We start from the raw sequence: 20,840 nt of genomic DNA on the forward strand, positions 1-20,840 counted from the left end.
CGCCATGAGCACCGCCACCGAGACCGAGCAGCCCACCGAGACCGAGCAGCAGGGCCACCACGAGCCGCCGCCCGAGGCGGAGACCCACGGGTGGGAGATCGAACGGGCGCCGGGCGAGCACGCCCACCCGCCCCACGGCGAGTACGTCAAGATCGCCGCCGTCCTGGCGGTGCTGACCGCGATCGAGATCGCGATCTCCTACGTCGACATCGGCCCGGTCTTCATCCCGGCGCTGATGGTGCTGATGGTGATCAAGTTCGCCCTGGTGGTGCTGTTCTTCATGCACCTGCGCTACGACGCCAAGATCTTCGGCCGGCTGTTCTGGGCCGGCGTCGGCTGCGCCGTCGCGGTGTACATCGTGATGCTCACCACGTTCCGCTTCTGGGGCTGAGCCGCTCCGCCCCTCCCTGCTCGAACACGGCACCCGGCACACGCGTCCAGGGCCGCCCTCCGGGGCGGCCCGGTCGCGAGACGGGGCGGTCAGTCCCAGCGGAACGTGATCGCGGCCACCGCGGGGGCCAGGACGGCCCAGCCGGCCAGCACCAGCCAGGCGGTGGCGGGCACACCGTCGGCGGACCCGATCGTGCCGTGCAGCACCTCGGAGAGCGCGGCCGCGGGCAGCAGCCTGGCCAGCGCCGCGAGCCCGGCGGGCAGCTCGTCCAGGGGGATCACCATGCCCCCGAGGAGCAGCAGCACGAGGTACAGCCCGTTGAGCGCAGCCAGGTTCACCTCGCCCCGCAGCGACCCGGCGAGGGCCAGGCCGATGCCGGCGAAGGCGATGGTGCCCAGCACGATGCCGGCCACGGCCAGGACGGTGCGGCTGCCGGGGCTCCATCCGAGGGCCAGGGAGATGGGCACCAGCACCACGACCTGGACCCCCTCGAGGGCCACGACCGAGCCCGTCTTGGCCGCCAGCAGTGCCGGCCGTCCCAAGGGGGTCGCCCCCAGGCGCTTCAGGACGCCGTACTGGCGCTCGAACCCCGTGGCGATGCCCAGGCCGACCATGGCGGTCGACATCACGGCCAGGCCCAGCACGCCTGGGGCCAGGAAGTCGACCGGGTCCGGCGCGGCCCCCTCCGTGGGCAGGACGTCGACCAGCGAGAAGAAGGCGAGCAGCAGCACCGGGATGCCCAGCGTGAGCAGCAGCGACTCGCCTCGGCGGAGGGTGAGCACCAGCTCGATGCGCGCCTGCGCCAGGACGGGTCTCACCGGCGCCGTCGCCGGGGGCGGCCCGGCGGCGGAGACGCCGGCGGCTCGTCGTCCGAGGAGGAGGTGAGGCGGAGGAAGACGTCCTCCAGCCTGCCCCCGGTCCGCAGATCGGTGAGCGGGAGGTCGTGCTGGGCGAGCCAGGCGGTGAGCGCTGCCACGACCGACGGCGTGCCTGCGGTGGCGACGCGGTAGCGGCCGGAGCCCTCGGCGGTGACCGCGGCGCCGAGCGCGGCGCCCAGGGCGACCGCGTCGAGGTCGCCGGTGGCCGCGAACCGGAGCTCGGAGGCCTCGGACGCGGCAGCCAGCTGCGCAGGGGTGCCCAGGGCGAGGAGGCGGCCCCGGTCGACGATCGCCACCCGGTCGGCCACCCGCTCGGCCTCGTCGAGCTCGTGGGTGGTGAGGAGCACGCACACGCCGGCGTCGCGCAGGTCGGTGATCACGCGGCGGACCACCTGGCGGCCGGCCACGTCGACCCCCGCGGTCGGCTCGTCGAGGAACGCCACCGCGGGGCGGCCCACGAGCGCCAGCGCCAGGGACAGCCGCTGCTGCTCGCCGCCGGACAGGTGGCGCCACGTGGCGCCGGCGCGACCGGCGAGGCCGACGCGGGCGAGCAGCTCGTCGGGGTCGGTGGGGTCGTCGTAGTAGGCCGCGAACAGGTGCAGGGACTCCCGGCAGCGGATCCCGGGCATGAGCCCGCCCGACTGGGGCATGACGCCGATGCGGCGCACCACCGCGGCGTGGTCGCTCACCGGGTCGAGCCCCAGCACCCGCACCGCTCCCCCGTCGGGACGCCGGTACCCCTCGAGGGTCTCGACGGTCGAGGTCTTCCCCGCCCCGTTCGGCCCGAGGAGCGCCAGCACCTCGCCCGGCTCGACGGAGAGCGACAGGCGGTCGACGGCGGTCAGGTCGCCGTAGCGGACGACCAGGTCGAGCGCCTCGATCGCGGCAGCACCGGACACCGGGGGCGACGCTACCCGTGGCCCCTCGCCGGCCACGAACCGGCTCGGTGGCGGTGCGCCGGGAGCCCGGCGGGGCGGCGAGTACCGTGCTGGCCCATGATCGACGTCCACCTGCTCCGGACCGATCCCGAGGGGGTGAAGGCCGCCCTGGCCCGTCGCCGGATCGACGTCTCCGACGTCGATCGAGCCGCGGCTCTCGACGTCGAGCAGCGCGAGCTGGCCACCCGCCGCGACGAGCTCCGCGCCCGGGTGAAGGGGCTGTCGAAGGAGGTCGGCCGGCTCCGTGGTGCGGGCCGGGCCGACGAGGCGGCCGCCCTCCAGGACGAGAGCAAGGCGCTGGGCGACGAGGAGCGGTCGCTCGCAGGGCGCGTCGACGTGCTCGCCGCCGAGCTCCGCACCCTGCTGCTCGGGCTCCCCAACCTCCCGGCTCCCGAGTGCCCCGACGGCGCCGACGCCGCCGACAACCCGGTGCTGCGCACCCAGGGGTACGACCCCGCCGCCTACGCGCCGCACCAGCGGGTCGCGCACTGGGACATCGGCGCCGAGCTGGGCATCCTCGACCTCGAGCGGGGCGCCAAGCTCTCGGGGTCGATGTTCGTCGCCTATCGGGGGTGGGGCGCGCGGCTGGAGCGGGCGCTCGTGCAGCTGGCGCTCGACCGCAACGGCGATGCCTACGAGGAGATCCGCCCGCCCACGCTCGTCCGCACCGAGACGGCCACGGCCACCGGGCACCTGCCGAAGTTCTCCGACGAGCTGTACGCGGTGGAGCGTGACGGTCTCTGGGCCGTCCCCACGGCCGAGGTGCCGCTCACCTCGATGTACCGGGACGAGATCCTGACCGAGGACGAGCTCCCCAAGCGGATGATGGCGTACACGTCGTGCTTCCGACGCGAGGCCGGTGCCGCCGGGCGCGACACCCGCGGCCTGCTGCGGGTGCACGAGTTCGACAAGGTCGAGCTGCTGGCCCTCTGCACCCCCGAGCAGGCCGCCGGCGTGCACGCCGACATCCTCGACCGGGCCGAGCGGATCATCGCCGACCTCGGCCTCGCCCACCGGGTCGTCGACCTGTGCACCGGCGACCTGTCGGCGTCGTCGGCGCGCACGTTCGACATCGAGGTGTACGCGCCCGGCGTCCACCAGTGGCTGGAGGTGTCGTCGGTGTCGTGGTTCCGCGACTACCAGGCCCGCCGGGCGAACCTCCGCTACCGGCCGACGGGCGAGGGGCGGGGCACGGCGGTGCTGCACACCCTCAACGGCTCGGGGCTGGCCGTTCCGCGCGTGTGGGCGGCCCTGGTCGAGACCCACCGGCAGCCGGACGGCTCGATCCTGCTGCCCGGCGTCCTGCGGCCCCATCTGGGTGGCGCCGAGCGCATCCCCGCCCGTTAGGCCGGCCGCCACCCACGGTTTCGTGGTGCCCGGGGGGCGCGGCTACGGTACGAGCCCGTGACCAGGGCACAGTGGATCTTCTCCTTCGCCCTCGTCGTGGTGTCGCTGATCATCGTGGCTTTCACGGTGTTCGTGGCCCGCACCACGTTCTGGGGTGATCGCTGGTACCGGAGGCGTGGATGAGCCGAGCCAGGGTCGCCAACAGCACGATCTACAAGGGCCGCTCGGGGCAGTGGACCTTCGTGGCCCACCGCACCACCGGCTTCCTCGTCTTCTTCTTCCTGCTGCTGCACATCATCGACGTGTCGCTGGTGAACGTGGACCCCGAGCTCTACGACGAGGTGCACGAGCTGTACGGCAACGTGTTCCTCCGGCTGTTCACGCTGGGCCTCCTGTTCGCCCTGTTGTTCCACGCCCTGAACGGCCTGCGGATCATCGCCGTCGACTTCTTCCCCAGGGCCGTGAGGAACGAGCGGGTGCTCACCGGCTGGGTGGTGTTCCTCACCCTCGCCGCCGGGCTCCCGGTGGCCTGGGTGATCATGTGGCCGTGGCTCGAGGGGCGGTTCTGATGGCCTCGACCGTGGAGCGCCCCGGGTCACCGATCGCGCCCAGCGCCCAGCCGGGGCGTCGTCCGCGCCAGAGCTTCGAGACCTGGCAGTGGTTCTTCATGCGGGTGTCGGGCCTGGTGCTCGTGTTCCTCGCCCTCGGCCACTTCACGATCACCCACGTCATCAACGACGTGGCCGACACCGACTCGGCCTTCGTCGCCAACCGCTGGGACAACCCGGTCTGGCGGATCTACGACTGGTCCCTGCTGGCCCTGGCCCTGTTCCACGGCCTCAACGGCCTGCGCGTGATCATGGACGACTACATCGCCAGCCCCGGCAAGCGGGCGGCCACCAAGGCGCTGCTCTACGCCGTGAGCTTCGGTCTGTTCGCCTACGGCACGCTGACGATCGTCACCTTCGGCTGACCCGGCGCCGCCGCAACGACCGCGGTCACGCCACCGACAGCCGGAGGGGGACCGTCGACGGGGAGCGGTCCGAGATGTTCGGCTTCCAGGTGGGTGGCCCCGCGGGCTGCAGGTCGGGGAACGCGGCGAAGAGCCGCGGCAGCGCGACCCGGAGCTCCAGGCGGGCGAGGGATGCGCCGAGGCAGAAGTGGACGCCGTGCCCGAACGCGAGGTGGGGGTTGGGGGAGCGGTCGAGCCGGAGCTCGTCGGGGGCGTCGAACACGCGGGGGTCGCGATTGGCGGCGAGGATCGTGAGGAACACCGCCTCGCCGGGTTCGAGGTGCCGCCCGCCGAGCGCGAGCGGTTCGGCGACCTGGCGCATCATCGCCTTGGCCGAGCCCTCGAAGCGCAGCAGCTCCTCGATGGCGCGGTCGAGGTCGACCGCGCCTGCCGCGAAGCGTGCCCGCTGGTCGGGGTGGTCGCAGAGGGCGAGCGTGGCCGACGAGAGGAGCGACGCCGTGGTGTCGTGCCCGGCGAACAGGAGCAGCGAGCAGGCGCCGAGCACCTCGAGGTCGTCGAGCTCGCCGGAGCGGGCCAGGGCACTCACCAGGTCGTCTCGCGGATCGGCTCGGCGCTGTGCCAGCAGCTCGCCCAGGTGGTGGTGGAACTCCTCGCCGGCCGAGCGGGCGACCTCCTCGTAGTCGGGGCGGCGGGTGGCGCCGAACACGACCACGCCGAACCGGGCCGACCAGTCGGTGAGCCACGGACGAAGGTCGGCGGGCACCCCGAACAGCTCGGCGATCACGGCCGCGGGGAGCGGGTGCGAGAAGGCCTCGACCAGATCCACGGTGTCGCTGCCACGGCGAGCGGCCATCCGGTCGAGCAGGTCGTCGCAGATCGTCTCCACGTCGGCGCGCAGCGACGACACGGCCCTGGGCGTGAACCGCCGCTGGAACGGTGCGCGCAGGCGGGTGTGCTCGGGCGGGTCGTGGAAGAGCATCCACCCGTTCAGCAGCTCGATCGCCCTGGCCAGCGCGTCGGCCCGCGACCCGCTGAGGCGGGCCGAGAACGCACCGATCCGATCGGTCGAGAGCTCGGGTGCCCGGAACGCAGCATCCAGCTCCGGATGGCCGGTGACGACCCAGGCGTGGTGCCGCTCGCTCCAGGCCACCGGGCCCAGCTCGTCGCGCACCCGTGCGAAGTACCCGTGCGGTCGTTCGATCGCCTCGGGATCGAGGAAGTCGATGTCGGGCACGCCCGTGGTCTCCGTCCGGCGGCTCATCGCATCCTGAGGGCGCCGTCGAGGCGGATGACGGTGCCGTTGAGCATCGTGTTCTCGACGACGTGCTGGGCGAGGGCGGCGAACTCGCCGGGCTGGCCGAACCGGTGGGGGAACGGCGTCTCCGCGGCCAGCTGGTCGGCGTAGGCGGGGGGCATCGACGCCACCATCGGGGTGGCGAACGAGCCGGGAGCGATCGACACGACCCGGATCCCGAGGGGCGCCAGGTCGCGGGCGACGGGCAGGGTCATGCCGGCCACGCCGGCCTTGGCGGCCGAGTAGGCGGCCCCGCCGGTGACGCCGTCGAAGGCGGCGATCGACGAGGTGGTGACGATCACGCCTCGCTCGCCGGCGTCGTCGACCGGCTCGAGCCGGCTCATCGCCCACGCGGCCAGGCGCACGCAGTTGAACGTGCCGATCAGGTTGACCCGCACGATCCGCTCGAACACGTCGAGATCGTGAGGGCCCTGCCGGCGCACCGTCCGGTGGCCGGCGGCGGGTACGCCGGCGCAGCACACCAGCACCCGGAGCTCGCCGAGCCGATCGACGACGGCGGCGACGGCGTCGGGGTCGCACACGTCGACCGGCGGCTCGCCACGCAGGTCGATCGTGGTCACCCGGGAGCCGGCCGAGGCCAGCCGCTGGGCCGTCGCCGCGCCGAGGCCGGACGAGCCGCCGGTCACCAGCGCGTCGACCCCGTCGAGGTGCATCACCCGCAGTCTTGCCGACCCGGCTCGCCGTGGCTGTCGTGAGGAGCGGCGGTGCCGGGATCCCGTGCGACTGTCCCGGACCTGACGGGACTTTTGCCCCTGGGGTGACCCCCGCCACCCGACCTACGGTCGCAGACGGACCGGCCGTTCGGCCGTGCTCTGCCCTGGGTGGGGGTGACCCATGAAGTTCTGGCGAGCCAGCGCCGAGATCATCGGTCGGCGCTACAAGGTCGTGATCCTGGTGGCGGTGCTGCTGGCCGCCGTGACGGCGTTCGGGCTCCCCCGCCTGGAGTTCGCGACGGGACAGGACTCGATCATCCCGGCGGGCTCGCAGGTCTACAAGGACAACCTCGTCTACCAGGGGCAGTTCGGAGGCGAGCCGATGCTCGCCCTGTGGACGGGGCCCATCGAGGAGGTCTTCAGCGAGGAGAACCTCCCCAGGATCCAGGCCGTCGAGCAGGCGCTCATCGACGACGGCCGCTACGCGGCCGTGCTCGGGCCCTACCAGTCGCTGCAGTACGCGGCCGACCAGCTACCGATCCTCGAGGCCGACCTGCTGCCGGCCACGATCGAGACGGTGGCCGAGGAGGCCCGCCAGGAGGCCCTCGCCGGTGGAGCGACCGAGGCGGAGGCCGACGCGGCCGCGGCCGAGGCGTCGGCGGTCCGCACCGACGAGCTGCTGGCCGAGGCGGCGCGGCTCAACGAGGCCGCGCCCACGCCGGAGTCCCGCACCTTCGCCAACCCCGAGTTCGTGGAGTTCCTGCTCTACGAGGGCGACGGCGACATCCGGCCGATCCTGCGGGACAACTTCCCCGACCCCAACCACGCGCTGATGATCGTCCGGCTCCCGGGGAACGCCGAGCTGAAGACCCTCGGCCCCGACTCCGACCTGGTGAGGGAGCTGGTCGACCAGAACGCGCTGAGCGGCTTCGACTCCGTGGTGTCGGGACCTCCCCGCTACCTCAAGGACATCAACGACTACCTCCAGGGGGGCATGGCCACGCTGGGCGGCATCGCGGTGCTGGTGATGGTGGTCGTGCTGGCGCTGGTGTTCCGGGTGCGCTGGCGGCTGCTGTCGCTCGCCATCGTCACGGTGGGGTCGATCTGGGCCTTCGGGATCATGGGCTTCGTCGACATCCCCCTGTCGATGGTGACCATCTCGGGGTTCCCCATCCTGATCGGCCTGGGCGTCGACTTCTCCATCCAGATGCACAGCCGCTTCGAGGAGGAGGTCACCTCCGACGGCGACGCGAACCGGTCGCGGCGCATGACCATGATGCACATGGGCCCGCCGCTGCTGGTGGCCATGCTCGCCGCCGCCATCGGGTTCCTCGCCCTCCAGCTGTCGCAGGTGCCGATGATCCGCACCTTCGGGTGGATGCTGATCATCGGCGTCATCGCCCTGGTGACGGCCGCGATCTTCCTGCCCACGTCGTTCCTCACCTGGCGGGAGCACGCCAAGCCCACCGTGCCGCACCGCGGTGCCGTGCGGAGCAAGTGGCTCGAGCGGGTCGTGGGCGCCCTCACGTCGATGAAGCCCAAGGCCCTGGGCCCGATCATGCTCGTCGGGGTGGCCATCATCGTCGGCTGGGTGCTCACCGACGGCCAGTTCACGATCCAGACCGATGCCGAGAAGTGGGTGAACCAGCAGAGCGACACCATCGAGGAGCTGAAGGAGCTGCGCGAGGGCACCGGCTTCTCGTCGGAGCTGGGCGTGCTCATCGAGGCACCCGACGTCACCGCCACCGAGGTGCAGCAGTGGATGAACGAGTTCGCCGCGGCCCAGGTGGGCCAGCACCCTGCGGTGCTGCTGCGGTACACGAGCCTCCCCGCCATCGTGCAGGCAGCCACCAACGTCCCTCCGACCGAGGAGTCGCTCAACGCGCTCCTGCCGGTCACGCCGGAGCAGGTCCGCATCTCGCTCCTGAGCGACGACCTGACCAAGGCGAACCTGGTGTTCCCGATCGGGCCGGTGTCGCTCGACGAGCGGGGGGTGATGCTCGAGGAGTTCGAGGCCGACCTGAACGGTGATCTGGCCCCCCCGGAGGGGGTGACGGCCACCCCGTCGGGGCTCGGCGTCACCGGCGTGCAGCTGGTGGAGAGCCTCGAGGCCAACCGCACCACCATGACCTGGCTCGCCCTCGGCCTGGTGGCCCTGTGGCTCCTGGTCTTCTATCGCAGCATCGCCATGATGGTGCTGCCGCTCATCCCGGTGATGATCGCCGTGGGCCTGTCGTCGATCGCGATCTTCCTGATGGGCCTCGAGCTCAGCCCGCTCACCACGGTCACCGGCCCGCTGGTGATCGCGGTGTGCACCGAGTTCACGGTGCTGATCCAGACCCGGTACGTGGAGGAACGCCAGGAGGGGAGGCATCCCGAGGAGGCCGTGCGCATCGCCAGCCTCCGCATCGGGCGGGCCTTCGTGGCCTCCGGCCTCACCCTGCTCGGCGGGTTCGGCGTGCTCGCCTTCTCCAGCCTGCCGCTGCTGCGCGACTTCGGCATCGTCGTGGCCGTGAAGGTGCTGGCCGCCCTGCTGTCGGCCCTGGTGGTGCTGCCGCCGCTGCTCGTCTACGCCGACAAGCACCAGAGCTGGACCCGCTTCCACCCCCAGCGGGGCAACCACCCGGACCGGGTGCCCGAGGCCGAGCAGGCCGTCGTCACCTCGTCGGGCTGACCGACGCCGACGAGGGGACGGCCCTCCGGGCGGCGAGCACCAGCCGCTCGGGGGTCAGCACCCCGAGGTAGGTGTCGTCGCGGTCGAGCACGGCCACCCAGCCGGCGTCGTACAGCAGCATCTCGGAGAAGGCGTCCTTGAGGCTGGCGTCGACGTAGACGAACGCCTCGAGGCGTCGCAGGCGGTCGCCCACCACGCCCCCGCCCTCGGCACGGGACTCGCTGAGGTACCCACGGAGCCGGCGTTCTTCGTCGAGCACCACGGCGACCTCGAGGTGGTGCTCGGCGAGCCGCCGGCGGGCCTCGTCGAGCGGGGTGCCCACCGTCACCTCGAGGGGCTGCTCCAGGTCGAGGGGGTCGATCGGGGTGACCTTCAGCCGCTTGAGGCCGCGGTCGGCGCCCACGAAGTCCGCGACGAAGTCGGAGGCCGGGCCGGCGAGGATCTCCGACGGCGTCCCCGTCTGGGCCAGCACGCCACCCTCGGCGAGGATGGCGATGCGGTCGCCCAGCTTCACCGCCTCCTCGACGTCGTGGGTGACGAAGAGCACGGTCTTGCCCAGCTCGGCCTGCAGCCGCAGGAACTCGTTCTGCAGCCGGTCCCTGGTGATGGGGTCGATGGCGCCGAAGGGCTCGTCCATCAGGAGCACCGGCGGGTCGGCGCCGAGCGCCCGGGCGACGCCGACGCGCTGCTGCTGCCCACCGGAAAGCTGGTGGGGGTAGCGGTCGCGATAGGTGGGTGGGTCGAGGCCCACGAGCTGGAGCAGCTCGTCGACGCGGTCGCGGATCCGGGCCCGGTCCCAGCGGAGGAGCCGGGGCACCGTGGCCACGTTGGCGCCGATCGTCTGGTGCGGGAACAGGCCGACGTGCTGGATCACGTACCCGATGCGGCGGCGGAGCTGCACCGGATCGACGTGGGTGACGTCGTCCCCGCCGAGCAGGATCCGACCCGACGTCGGCTCGATCAGGCGGTTGACCATCCGCATGGTCGTCGTCTTGCCGCAGCCCGACGGCCCGACGAGCACGCAGATCTCACCTTCGGGCACCTCCAGGGAGAGGTCCCGCACGGCGACGTGCCCGTTCGGGTAGCGCTTGGAGACGCCGTCCAGCGTGATCACGCCGGGCGGCGCCCCTGCCGCTCGCCGGCGGCGTCCCCATGCGAACCCATCGGGGCAAGGCTACTGTCGGGTCCTCGCCGGCGACCTGGGTCGCGAACCGCCCCGGCCTCCCGGAGGAGACGACAGGCACTGGACGACGACCGCCGCGAGGCCATCCGCCACGTCACCCGGGTGAGGCACCTCGGGCCATGAGCCCCGTGGCGCCGCTGCTCGCGGGTCCCGAGTCGTGGATCTGGTGGTCGTGGGTGGGGGATCACCTCGGCGACATCGGCGACGCCCTGCGCGAGCACCTCCTGCTCACGACGCTGGCCGTCGGGCTGGGGTTCTCGGTGGCGTTCCCGCTGGCCCTGGCGGCGAGACGATGGCGGTGGCTGTACCCCCCGGTGCTGTCGGTCACGGGGATCCTCTACACGATCCCCTCGCTCGCCCTGTTCGCCCTGCTGATCCCCTGGACGGGCCTCAGCCGCACCACCGCCGTCGTGCCGCTGGCCGCGTACACCCTGCTGATCCTGGTGCGGAACACGGTCATCGGCCTCGAGTCGGTGCCGGCGGCCACCGTCGACGCGGCGACGGGCATGGGCTACGGCCCGGTGGCCCGACTGGTGCGCGTGGAGCTGCCGCTCGCCGTCCCGACGATCATCGCCGGGCTTCGCATCGCGGTGGTGAGCACCATCGCCCTGGTCACCGTCACGGCCGTGATCGGTCTGGGCGGGCTGGGCGCCCTCATCAAGGACGGCCTGAACCGGGACTTCCGCACCCCGCTGGTGGTGGGGACGGTGCTCTGCGTGGCCCTCGCGGTCATCGCCGACCTGGCGCTGGTCGGGCTCGAGCGGCTCCTCACCCCCTGGTCCCGCCGGAGCCGGAGCCGGAGCTGAGATGGGCTTCCTGGGCGACGTGGCGGCGTGGTTCGCCGATGGCGGCAACTGGCAGGGGACGTTCGGCATCACCAACCGCCTGTGGCAGCACCTGGTGATGTCCGGCGTGGCCATCGTCGTGGCGATGGTGCTGGCGCTGCCGGTGGGCCTGGTGCTCGGTCACCACCGGCGGGGAGGCACCGCGGCGGTCAACGTCTCCAACCTGGGCCGGGCCATCCCGTCGTTCGCCCTCCTCGTGCTGGGCGTGCAGATCTGGGGGCTGGCCGAGTGGTGGGGCATCCCGTACGGCGCCCTGGTCGCCCTGGTGGCGCTGGCCGTCCCGCCCATGCTCACCAACGCCTACGTGGGGATGGCACAGGTGCCCGACGACCTGCGCGACGCGGCCTGCGGGATGGGCATGACGGCCAGCCAGACCGCGCTGCGGGTGGAGCTGCCCGTCGCCCTCCCGGTGGTGTTCGCCGGCATCCGGACCTCGGCCGTGCTGGTGGTGGCCACGGCGACCCTGGCGGCGGTCGTGGCCGCCGGTGGTCTCGGCCGCTACATCGTCGACGGCATCGCCACCCGTGACTTCGTGGAGGTGTTCGCCGGCGCCGTGCTCGTGGCCGCCCTCTCGGTGGGGGTCGAGGTCGGGCTGGCCGGCGTCGAGCGCCTCGTCGTGTCCAAGGGCCTCCGCGACGCGGAGGCCGCTCCCTCTCGCAACCCGTGACCCGACCAAGGAGACCTACGTGCGCAGATCCCGACTCCACCTGTTCGCCGGCGTCGTGCTGGCCTTCACCCTGCTGGTCGCCGCCTGCGGCGACGACGACGACACGACGGCCACGACGTCGGAGAGCAGCGACACCACCGCGGCGGCCGGCGGCGAGGGTGCCGTGATCGAGTTCAAGCCGCTCGACGCCGGCGGCCCCCTCACGACCGCGGCGCTGGAGAGCGGCGACATCGACGTCGCCCTGATGTTCAGCAGCCAGGGGATCATCGCCCAGAACGGCTGGGTGGTGCTCGAGGACGACCAGGGCCTGCAGCCGGTCGAGAACCTGGTCCCGGTGGGTCGAGCCGACGCCCTGACCCCGGACGTGGCTGCGGCACTCGACGAGGTGTCGGCCGCCCTCACCACCGAGGAGCTGGCCGAGCTCAACCGCCGGGTCGACGCCGACAAGGAGGATCCGGCCGTCGTCGCCGAGGACTGGCTGACCCAGGAGGGCCTCCTCGACGCCGAGGCCACCCTCGAGGGCACGTCGATCACCGTGGGGTCGGCCGACTTCTCGGAGCAGGAGATCGTGGCGAACATGTACGCCGACGTGCTCGGAGCCCGCGGGGCCGACGTCACCCGGCAGTTCCGCCTGGGCAGCCGCGAGGTGGTGAACCCGGCGCTGGAGAGCGGCGAGGTGGACGTGGTGCCCGAGTACGTGGGCAGCCTGCTCACCTTCCTCGAGGGGAGCCCCACCAGCGACCTCGACCAGTCGCTGGCCGACCTCCAGGCCGCCCTGGAGAGCGTGGGCCTGGTGGCGCTCACCCCGTCGCCGGCCGAGGACAAGAACGCCCTGGTCGTCACCCAGGAGACCGCTGACGAGTACGGGCTCACGACCATCTCCGACCTGGCGAGCGTCACCGACACCCTGGTGCTCGGGGGTCCGCCGGAGTGCCCGGAGCGACCGCTGTGCATCCTCGGCTTCGAGGAGGTCTACGGGCTGCAGTTCGACGTGTAGGGCGGACTGCCGCCGGGTGCGGGGGGCGGGATCCGGGGCGGGTCCCGCCCCCATCCGCGCATCGGCCGCCCCGGTCGCCCAGACTTGTACCTCCCCGGGGGGACCGTGACCGAGAGGAGGACCGTGATCACCCGCAAGCCCGTCCGCAACGGCGGCACCGTCAAGATCACCTTCGCCCTGCCCGACGAGGGCCTGCCCATGTCCGTCGTCGGCGACTTCAACGCCTGGGATCCGCACGCGCACCCGCTGCGCCGCCGGTCCAACGGCACCCGCTCGGCGGTCGTCGAGCTCGAGCAGGGGAGGATCTACGCCTTCCGCTACCTCGCCGAGGGCGGCACCTTCCTCGACGACCCCGCCGCCGACGGGTTCGAGCCGAACGGCTACGGCGGCACCCACGGCGTGGTGCGCTGCTAGCGGAGCCGGCATGGCCCTCTGGGAGCCGGAGGGGGGGTCCCGCCCGGTCGAGCTGGCCGTGCTGCGCCAGGAGTACGCCGACCGCGGCCTCGACCCCGCCGACCTCGATCCCGACCCGATCGCCCAGGTGGGGCGTTGGCTCGAGGCGGCCGTGGCCGCGGGGGTGCCCGAGCCCAACGCCATGACCCTGGCCACGGTCGACGCGGCCGGCGCCCCCGACGCGCGCGTGGTGCTGCTCAAGGGGATCGACCCTCGGGGCTTCACCTTCTTCACGAGCTACACGAGCACCAAGGGCGAGCAGCTGGCCGCGCGGCCCAGCGCCGCCCTGGTGCTCGTGTGGCTCGACCTGGGCCGCCAGGTCCGGGTGGTCGGCCCCGTGGAGCGGCTCCCCGCCGAGGAGAGCGACGCCTACTACGCCAGCCGCCCCCGGGAGAGCCGGCTGGGCGCGTGGGCGTCCGACCAGAGCGCCGTGCTCCCCGGCCGGGCCCCGCTCGAGGAGCGCTTCGCGGCGGTGACGGCACGGTTCGCCGGGAGCGAGCCACCCCGGCCCGAGCACTGGGGCGGGTACCTGGTGCGCCCCGAGCGGGTGGAGCTGTGGCAGGGCCGGCCCCGCCGGCTCCACGACCGGCTCCGGTACCGCCGCGGCGACGGGGCGGGGTGGATCGTGGAGCGCCTGTCGCCCTAGGTGCGGTGTGGCGAGCCGGTCGGCCTCGACGGCGGCGGAGGAGCGGCCGAGGTCGTCGGGCGACCACATCGACACACCTCGACACGGCCGGTCGTCGCCCGCGAGCGTCCCCGGCTACGGGCGGCTCCCGAATGCGCCTCCGGGGCGGCGAGCGGCACGCATCCCGGCCCCGAGGGCGGCGGCGAGCAGCACGAGGACGGCGGCCACGGGCACCCAGTCGCCGAGGCGGACGTAGGGGGTCTGCCCGCCCACGAGGGGCACCTCGGCCACCCACACCCCGGTCTCGTGGTTGCCGAGCCGGGTGAGCTGGTGACCCTCGGCGTCGAACACGGCCGACACGCCGCTCACGGCCGCGTGCACCACGGGCCGACCGCTCTCGATGGCCCGGATGGCGCCGAGGCTGGCGTGCTGGGCCTGGGCCCAGCTCCCCTGGAACGTGGTGGTGGCGGCCTGGAGCACGACGACGTCGGTGCCCCGCTCGGCGAGGAGGCGGCTCAGGTCGGGGAACGCCGACTCGAAGCACACGAGCGGTCCGATGCGGAAGCCGTCGACATCCATCACCACCAAGCCGTCGCCGCGGCGGCGGTCCTCCGCGGCGGCCGGGGTGAACGAGCTCATCCACCCGAGGAGAGGGCGCAGGGGGATGTACTCCCCGAAGGGCACCAGGCGCATCTTGTCGTACCGGTCGACCACGCCGGCGTCGTCGACGAGCACCGAGCTCTTGAAGATGCCGCCCTCGCCGCGACGGGCGTCGACGTTGACGAGGATCGGCGCACCGACCTCGGCCGACAGGCGCGTGAGCCGCTCGGCGTAGGCCGGCTCGTCGGCCAGGTCGAAGCCGACGCTGCTCTCGGCCCACACCACCAGGTCGAGGTCGCGGCCCGCCAGCGTGCGGGTGAGCTCCTCGTGGGCGGCGAAGCGCTCGTCGCCACGTTCGACGCGCCCGGGCTGCACCCCGGCGACGACGACCGTGCCCGTCTCGGTCGGCGTCGGTCGCAGCCCTCCGAAGGCCCAGGTGCCTGCGACCGAGAGCAGTGCCAGCCCGAGCGCCACGGAGCGGGTCGACCGGCGCAGGCCGGGCAGCGTCGCACTGGCCAGCGTCACGTTGGTCGCCATCAGGACGGCCCCCAGCAGCCACACCCCGCCGACCGAGGCGAGCGCCGCGAGGGTGGGACGGGTCCACAGCGCGGCGCCGAGCAGGACCCACGGCCCGCCGAGCCCCTCCCACGAGCGCAGGTACTCGGCCACGACCCACGCGCTCGGCACCACCAGCACGGCCGCCGCGACCGCCAGGGGCGCCGGCTTCCCCCGCAGCAGCCGGAAGGCCAGCCACCCCCAGGGGATCCACAGCGCCCCGAAGGCCAGTGCCAGCACCACGACGAAGGGCCCCACGACGGGCAGGAGCCAGTGGTGGGCGACCACGAAGAAGCCGACACCGCCCGCCCACGCGCGCATCGCCGCCTCGCGCCCCGAGGGGGCGCGGACGACGAGCACGAGCAGGGGGACCAGCCCGACCCAGCCGAGCAGCCACGCGTCGGTGGCGGGGAAGGCCAAGGCCGGCACGACGCCCACCGCCAGCGCGGCGACTCGCCCCGTCCACCGCCCCCGAGCTCGCGGGGGCGGTGGCTGCGGCGCGGCCGCGGCCGCGGCGGCGGTCCCCGGCCGGGGAGCGAACGGCCACGTCCGCTGGCGACTGGCCACCAGTGCGCCGGCGGCCACGAACGCGAGCGCGAGCTCCCACAGGCGGGCTCGCTCCCCGCCCGGCTCCCACAACGGCACGAGGGCCAGGCCGGCCAGGATGAACGCCACGTTGTAGAGCAGGTCGTAGACCGAGAACACGCGGCCGCGCACCTCGTCGGGGCTCTCCTCCTGCACGAGCGCGTCGACGAGGACCTTCAGCACCTGGAAGGCGAAGGCGGCCGCTCCCACTCCGGCCAGGAGCACGCCGAGGGTGGTGGAGAAGGCGGCGCAGACCGCGGCCGCAGCGCCCACGAGGAACGTCAGCGGGAGCAGCCCCCGCCGCTCGTAGCGTGCGCCGAGCACGGGGGCCAGCCACGTGCCGGCGAAGGCGCCCACGCCGGTGACGGCGAGGGCGAGCCCGTAGCCGGCGGCCTCGAGGTCGTAGCGCTCGTCGGCGACCAGCACCAGCATGATGAAGCCGGCACCGAGCAGCATCCGGTTGGCGGCCACGGTGAGCAGGGGGCGCCGCACCTGGGCGTGCCGGGCCACGAAGGCGAGGCCGTCGGCGAGCTCGGCGACGACCCGGCGCGCGCCGCCGGTGACGGTCTCGGTGACGCTGCCGCCCCCGACGTCGGGAAGGGCGTGGAACGCCCCAGCCGCCGCCAGGTAGGCGGCGCCGGCCACCAGCAGGCCGAGGGCGGGCACCAGGGCGACGAAGGTGGAGCCCACCACGGCACCCAGGAACGCCGCGGTCATGCCGGCGAGGGCCGACACGGCGTTGGCGGTGACCAGGTCGGCGCTCCCCACGGTGTTGGGCAGTGCCGCGCCCTTGGCCGCCAGCACGAACCGCGACGACGAGAGGAGGAGGAGAACGGCGATGTACGCCAGCACCTGAGAATCGAGCACGAGCACGCCCACCGACGCCGTGACGAGCAGCGCCCGGAGGAGCGACACCACGACCATCACCCGGCGACGGTCGTACCGGTCGATGACGACCCCGGCGAAGGGCCCCACCAGCGAGTAGGGCAGGAGGGTGACGGCCAGGAGCTTGGTGATCTCCAGCGGCGTCGCGCCCTGCCCCACCTCGAACAGCACCACCTGGGCGAAGGCGATCTGGGCCAGGCCGTCGGCGGCCTGCCCGGCGATCTGGCCGCCGAGCAGGGCCCGGAATTCGGCCCGGTGGCGGAGCGGGCCGGCGGCCCGCCAGCCGGGGACGAGGGCGGTGGGCACGAGCGCTCGCCCTCCCTCGGGACCGGTCATCCTCGGCGCGACGCCGGGTGGAGGAGGAACATCCGAGGCTCGCGGTCGGTGAGCCGCCGGAGATGGGTGTCGTACCCGCCGTCGATGGCGGTGAGCCTCGGCCAGAGCCGATCGAAGGTGTGCGCATCGGCCAGCTCGGCCGTGACGGGAACGGTCTCGGCGCCCACGACCAGCTGCGCGTCGGGGTGCGCCAGCCGGTTGCCCGTCGGGTGGATGCCCGCCTCGTCGGCGGCGACCCGGTCGAGCTGGGAGCGCAGTCGCTCGGGTGTCCCATCGGCCGCGGTCCCCGCGTCGTCGGGCATCGCCGTGAGCGTACGGGGCCGCGGACGGCGGGCCGCGCGGGCGGGCCGTGGAGGGCCTTGGTGGCGCAGCCGGGGCGGGATCATGCCGGACGGACGGCGCAGCGGGCGAGGAGACCGCCGACCGGGCGCGCCCTAGATGGGCTGGTCGACCGGGTCCCCCGGCGGCCAGGAGCAGGCGGCCGCGGCCAGGGCGTCGATGAGCGCCTCGGTGTGCGGGACCAGCCCGGGCCCGGTGAAGTCGGCCCAGACGGGGCTGCGACCGCGGACGCGAGGCGGCAGCTCCAGCTGCACGCCACCGCCCGGGGGGAGGTTGACCGGGTTCTCGGGGTGCAGGCCGCGGAGCGGGCGGGGGATCCGCTCGACGTCGTCGAGGTGCTCGTACATCGGCAGGGCCGCGTCCAGGTGCCGGCGCAGGTGGCCGGCCAGGGCCCGGTTGGTCCCCCCGAGGAGCAGGGTGGTCCACATGCCCTCGCGGCCGTACCCGTGCACCGCGACGGCCACGTCGACGTGGCCCAGGAAGCGGGCCAGGGCGGGTGACGCGTCCGGTCGCACCTTGGTCGAGGGGATGTGCCAGCGCAGGTCGGGCGGCTGGAGGACCGCGTAGAGCGAGCTGCCGCTGCGCTGGGCCGCGGCCGCGGCGACGACGTCGGTCATCTCCTCCAGGCTGCCGCCGTGGAAGGCCATGAAGCCGAACGGCGAGCGCAGCTCGAGCACCTCGCTCACCCCGGGATGGGCGAGCAGCTCCGCGAACAGCACGGGCACCGACGGTACCGGCTGGCCGGCGGGGAAGGGGTGCCGGCGGGGTGGAGGATCGACCGGGCGCCGGCAGACTTGCCGGGTCGCCGGCCGCTCCGGCCGGTGTCCCGACCCCGGAGGACGCCGTGATCCCCGACTCGCACCGTGACCTGCTGGAGAGCAAGGCGCTGGCCCACGTCGCCACCATCGGACCGGACGGCGAGCCGCAGAGCAACCCGGTGTGGTTCGACTGGGACGGCGAGCTGCTGGTCTTCAGCCAGACGACCGGCCGCCAGAAGTACAGGAACCTGCAGCGCGAGCCGCGCCTCGCGGTCTCGATCGTCGACCCGGCCAACCCTTACCGCTACCTCGAGCTCCGCGGCAGGGTCGTCGAGATCGCGGACGACGAGGGGAACGCCTTCATCAACGGCATGGCCAAGAAGTACCTCGGCCAGGACGAGTACCCGTGGCACCAGCCCGGCGACCACCGCGTGGTGGTGAAGGTTCGCCCGGAGCGCACCACCCAGATGGGTTGAGCGGACGGCTCAGGTGGGGTCGCTGGCGGCGTGCGCCGCAGGCTCCACCGCCGTCCGCCGCGAGCCCCGGCGGAGCAGCACCACGCTGATCGCGGCTGCGGCCACGACGGCCACCAGCACCAAGCCGACGCGGGCGGCGCCCCAGTTCTGGATGTTGGTCGCCAGGCGGCCGGACAGGCTCTCCACCCAGCGGATCACCCCGGATCCGCCGCTGGTGCCCGGATCGGTCAGCAGGTCGTAGAGCCAGTAGTAGGTGACGTAGACGCCGGCCACCACGAGCAGCGCGCCCGAGATCCGGTCGACGTAGGGGAGGGCGCGGCGCAAGCCCCGGACGAGGGACTGCTTGGCCAGGGCCAGCGTGACCGTGAGAGCGGTGAGCACCAGGCCCATCCCCAGGGCGTAGGCCACGAAGGTGGCGATCCCCGACGCCACGTTCTCGCGCGTGAAGGTGCCGGCGACCAGGCTGAGGAACAGCGGGAGCGTGCACCCGAGCGAGGCCACCGCGTAGGACACGCCGAACACGAACATGGAGGTGAGCGTGCGGTGCCTGCCGCCCTTGTCGAGCCGGGGGAGCGACAGCGTGAGCTTGAAGCCGAGCAGCATGGCCACGCCCAGGCCGAGCACGGCGATGCCGACCACCACGCCGAGCCAGGGGATCACGTCCATCACCGAGGCGGTGACGAGCCGGACAACCGTGCCGACCACCGCGAACACCACGATGAAGCCGGCCGAGACGGTCGCCCCCACGGCCAGCGCACGGGCCAGGCCGGCCTCGGTGTCGCCGCCGTCGCCGGTGTCGTCCATGCCCACGAAGTACGAGAGGTACGCGGGCAGCATGGCGAAGCCGCAGGGGTTCACGGTGGCGACCAGACCGGCGGTGAAGGCCAGCGCCAGCGGGGCGTCCATCAGGGCGCCGTCACCCCGAAGTGCTCCTCGATCCGGGCGGCGAGCTCGTCGGCCGACAGCTCGCCGTTGTGCAGCTCGAGCACCTCGCCGTCGGCGCTCACGAAGACCGTGGTCGGCATGACGATCCCGCCCACGTCCACGAGCAGGTCACCCGAGGGGTCGCGACCGAGGTCGTAGCTGACGCCGGTCTCGTCGACGATCTGCTGGGCGTCGGTCAGGCGATCCTGGTTGGCGATGCCCAGGAACGCCACCTGGTCGCCCAGGCGCTGGTGCACCGCCTCGAAGTCGGGCATCTCGCGGACGCACGGTGCACACCACGAGGCGAAGAAGTTCAGCACCAAGGGCCTGCCCTGGTAGTCGGCCAGGCTGGCCGCCGAGCCGTCGAACCGCTCGAACGCCGTGTCGGGGGCGGGCTCTCCGTTGCCGGCACTGCTCTCGGGGACCCCGATCCGCTCCGGTTCGGGCCCGCCGCCGTCGCGCGCCACCCACACGACCAGGGCCACGGCTCCGACGAGGATGACCCCCAGGAGCAGCCCGAGCCCCAGGGAACGGCGCTTGGCGCTCGCCGGCGCGGGGTCGACAGGCTCGTCCACGGGACCGACGGTACCGACTCCGAGCCGGCCCGACCAGGCAGGCGGCCGACCTCCCGGTTGGCTGCCGGGGGGACGGGCGGCCCGGCGTGGGAGCGCGGGTGGACCGCAGGCAGGCCGGGGCTCGACGGGGGGCGGTCGTCGCCCCGGCCTGCCGATGCGGTGAGCGGGCCGCGGTCACGGCCGCCCCGGGTGGGGGGAGCGGTCCGTGCCGCGGCGGAGGTGGACCCCGCTCAGGCCGAGCGGGTGCGGTCGAGGTAGCCCGGGGGCAGCGGCACCTCCGGCACCTCGGGCTCGGGCCTCGGGTGCTTCGGGGGTCGCCCCCGCCGGCGCTTCTGGGCGACGATCCGCCCGTCGGCGATCAGCTCGCCACCCCAGACGCCCCAGGGCTCGACCCGCTCCAGGGCACCGGCCAGGCAGGCCTCCCGCACGACGCAGCGCGAGCAGATCGCCTTGGCCCGGGCGATGTCGATCAGGTCGTCGGAGAAGAACAGCGAGCTCAGCGTGCCGTTGCTGTCGTTGCAGCGGGCCCGCACCCACCAGGTCTGCGGAGCCGGGGGCGCCGTGGGCGCCCGGGGCTGTTCGGGTTCGGGTTCGAGATCGATGGTGACGAGCATTGGAGTCCTTCCCCCCAGGTGGTCGTTCCGATCGGTTCCGGGAAAGCAAGAAGGCCGCCGGGATGTCCCGACGGCCTCCGGAGGAGCTTCGACGTGCGCTGCGGCTACGGCGAGAGCTCTGGAGGCCGAGTGGCCGGGGTGGCCGGGGTGGCGAGACCGGTGGCCACCATGCGATCGAACCCGTGGTCGGCCACGGGGGACGCGGAGGTGGCGACGGGCCACGCGGCTGCGCACACGGTGGACGGCGCGACAGC

At 73.5% G+C, this 20,840-nt stretch carries 22 protein-coding genes; 11 read left to right on the forward strand and 11 right to left on the reverse strand.

Annotation, left to right across the window (positions count from 1 at the left end; genetic code table 11):
* The first annotated feature begins 4 nt into the window (after positions 1–4).
* On the forward strand, positions 5–391 hold the full coding sequence (locus IPM45_10765; protein ID MBK9180026.1) for a cytochrome C oxidase subunit IV family protein: 387 nt from the start codon (positions 5–7) through the stop codon (positions 389–391).
* An 89-nt stretch (positions 392–480) separates the two neighbouring features.
* Here the strand turns inward: IPM45_10765 and IPM45_10770 are convergent, their stop codons facing one another.
* Entirely contained in the window at positions 481–1,209 is a 729-nt protein-coding gene (locus IPM45_10770; protein MBK9180027.1) for an ABC transporter permease, read from the reverse strand.
* Positions 1,206–2,204: an ABC transporter ATP-binding protein gene (locus IPM45_10775; GenBank protein MBK9180028.1), complete on the reverse strand. Its 999-nt coding sequence runs from the start codon at positions 2,202–2,204 to the stop codon at positions 1,206–1,208. The genes IPM45_10770 and IPM45_10775 overlap by 4 nt, the downstream gene beginning before the upstream one ends.
* A 60-nt stretch (positions 2,205–2,264) precedes the next feature.
* On the opposite strand from IPM45_10775, the gene serS reads away from it, so the two are divergent.
* From serS to IPM45_10790, 3 genes are all read left to right on the forward strand, one after another.
* Complete coding sequence (gene serS / locus IPM45_10780) at positions 2,265–3,554, forward strand: serine--tRNA ligase (GenBank protein ID MBK9180029.1); 1,290 nt, start codon at positions 2,265–2,267, stop codon at positions 3,552–3,554.
* 179 nt (positions 3,555–3,733) lie between these two features.
* Positions 3,734–4,123: a succinate dehydrogenase, cytochrome b556 subunit gene (gene sdhC, locus IPM45_10785; GenBank protein ID MBK9180030.1), complete on the forward strand. Its 390-nt coding sequence runs from the start codon at positions 3,734–3,736 to the stop codon at positions 4,121–4,123.
* The gene (locus IPM45_10790; protein ID MBK9180031.1) at positions 4,123–4,527 is read left to right on the forward strand and encodes a succinate dehydrogenase hydrophobic membrane anchor subunit; all 405 of its coding nucleotides are present in this window, start codon (positions 4,123–4,125) and stop codon (positions 4,525–4,527) included. The genes sdhC and IPM45_10790 overlap by 1 nt, the downstream gene beginning before the upstream one ends.
* 25 nt (positions 4,528–4,552) lie before the next feature.
* Here IPM45_10790 and IPM45_10795 read toward each other — a convergent pair whose 3' ends face one another.
* Together IPM45_10795 and IPM45_10800 are read right to left on the reverse strand one after the other, a co-directional pair.
* Positions 4,553–5,788 (reverse strand): cytochrome P450, encoded by a 1,236-nt coding sequence (locus IPM45_10795; protein MBK9180032.1) that lies wholly within the window; start codon positions 5,786–5,788, stop codon positions 4,553–4,555.
* Positions 5,785–6,495 (reverse strand): SDR family NAD(P)-dependent oxidoreductase, encoded by a 711-nt coding sequence (locus IPM45_10800; protein ID MBK9180033.1) that lies wholly within the window; start codon positions 6,493–6,495, stop codon positions 5,785–5,787. Before IPM45_10800 ends, IPM45_10795 begins: the two co-directional genes overlap by 4 nt.
* A gap of 181 nt (positions 6,496–6,676) precedes the next feature.
* Here IPM45_10800 and IPM45_10805 point away from each other — a divergent pair, with 181 nt between their 5' ends.
* The gene (locus IPM45_10805) at positions 6,677–9,169 is read left to right on the forward strand and encodes an RND family transporter (GenBank protein ID MBK9180034.1); all 2,493 of its coding nucleotides are present in this window, start codon (positions 6,677–6,679) and stop codon (positions 9,167–9,169) included.
* On the opposite strand, the gene IPM45_10810 is transcribed toward IPM45_10805, so the two are convergent.
* A complete protein-coding gene (locus tag IPM45_10810; GenBank protein MBK9180035.1) occupies positions 9,153–10,283 on the reverse strand; it encodes a betaine/proline/choline family ABC transporter ATP-binding protein in 1,131 nt (376 codons plus the stop codon). The two genes, IPM45_10805 and IPM45_10810, sit on opposite strands and share 17 nt — an antisense overlap.
* A 188-nt stretch (positions 10,284–10,471) precedes the next feature.
* Here IPM45_10810 and IPM45_10815 point away from each other — a divergent pair, with 188 nt between their 5' ends.
* From IPM45_10815 to pdxH, 5 genes are all read left to right on the forward strand, one after another.
* Complete coding sequence (locus IPM45_10815) at positions 10,472–11,158, forward strand: ABC transporter permease (GenBank protein MBK9180036.1); 687 nt, start codon at positions 10,472–10,474, stop codon at positions 11,156–11,158.
* A gap of 1 nt (position 11,159) precedes the next feature.
* Positions 11,160–11,864 (forward strand): ABC transporter permease, encoded by a 705-nt coding sequence (locus IPM45_10820; protein ID MBK9180037.1) that lies wholly within the window; start codon positions 11,160–11,162, stop codon positions 11,862–11,864.
* A gap of 19 nt (positions 11,865–11,883) precedes the next feature.
* Positions 11,884–12,861 (forward strand): glycine/betaine ABC transporter substrate-binding protein, encoded by a 978-nt coding sequence (locus tag IPM45_10825; GenBank protein MBK9180038.1) that lies wholly within the window; start codon positions 11,884–11,886, stop codon positions 12,859–12,861.
* A 123-nt stretch (positions 12,862–12,984) separates the two neighbouring features.
* On the forward strand, positions 12,985–13,275 hold the full coding sequence (locus IPM45_10830) for an isoamylase early set domain-containing protein (GenBank protein ID MBK9180039.1): 291 nt from the start codon (positions 12,985–12,987) through the stop codon (positions 13,273–13,275).
* Between the two features lie 10 nt (positions 13,276–13,285).
* Positions 13,286–13,960 (forward strand): pyridoxamine 5'-phosphate oxidase, encoded by a 675-nt coding sequence (gene pdxH, locus IPM45_10835; protein MBK9180040.1) that lies wholly within the window; start codon positions 13,286–13,288, stop codon positions 13,958–13,960.
* A gap of 114 nt (positions 13,961–14,074) precedes the next feature.
* On the opposite strand, the gene lnt is transcribed toward pdxH, so the two are convergent.
* The 3 genes from lnt to IPM45_10850 form a co-directional block, all read right to left on the reverse strand.
* Positions 14,075–16,870: an apolipoprotein N-acyltransferase gene (gene lnt, locus IPM45_10840; GenBank protein MBK9180041.1), complete on the reverse strand. Its 2,796-nt coding sequence runs from the start codon at positions 16,868–16,870 to the stop codon at positions 14,075–14,077.
* A 26-nt stretch (positions 16,871–16,896) separates the two neighbouring features.
* Positions 16,897–17,202, reverse strand: a complete 306-nt coding sequence (locus IPM45_10845) for a hypothetical protein (protein MBK9180042.1) — start codon at positions 17,200–17,202, stop codon at positions 16,897–16,899.
* A gap of 132 nt (positions 17,203–17,334) precedes the next feature.
* Complete coding sequence (locus IPM45_10850) at positions 17,335–17,958, reverse strand: poly-gamma-glutamate hydrolase family protein (protein MBK9180043.1); 624 nt, start codon at positions 17,956–17,958, stop codon at positions 17,335–17,337.
* A 47-nt stretch (positions 17,959–18,005) separates the two neighbouring features.
* On the opposite strand from IPM45_10850, the gene IPM45_10855 reads away from it, so the two are divergent.
* Positions 18,006–18,473: a PPOX class F420-dependent oxidoreductase gene (locus tag IPM45_10855; protein MBK9180044.1), complete on the forward strand. Its 468-nt coding sequence runs from the start codon at positions 18,006–18,008 to the stop codon at positions 18,471–18,473.
* A gap of 9 nt (positions 18,474–18,482) precedes the next feature.
* Here IPM45_10855 and IPM45_10860 read toward each other — a convergent pair whose 3' ends face one another.
* From IPM45_10860 to IPM45_10870, 3 genes are all read right to left on the reverse strand, one after another.
* Complete coding sequence (locus tag IPM45_10860; protein ID MBK9180045.1) at positions 18,483–19,379, reverse strand: cytochrome c biogenesis protein CcdA; 897 nt, start codon at positions 19,377–19,379, stop codon at positions 18,483–18,485.
* Positions 19,379–19,972: a TlpA family protein disulfide reductase gene (locus IPM45_10865; protein ID MBK9180046.1), complete on the reverse strand. Its 594-nt coding sequence runs from the start codon at positions 19,970–19,972 to the stop codon at positions 19,379–19,381. The genes IPM45_10860 and IPM45_10865 overlap by 1 nt, the downstream gene beginning before the upstream one ends.
* A 230-nt stretch (positions 19,973–20,202) precedes the next feature.
* Complete coding sequence (locus IPM45_10870; GenBank protein ID MBK9180047.1) at positions 20,203–20,586, reverse strand: WhiB family transcriptional regulator; 384 nt, start codon at positions 20,584–20,586, stop codon at positions 20,203–20,205.
* Between the last annotated feature and the right edge of the window lie 254 nt (positions 20,587–20,840).

This window comes from Acidimicrobiales bacterium (assembly GCA_016716005.1).
GTDB lineage: Bacteria > Actinomycetota > Acidimicrobiia > Acidimicrobiales > JADJXE01 > JADJXE01.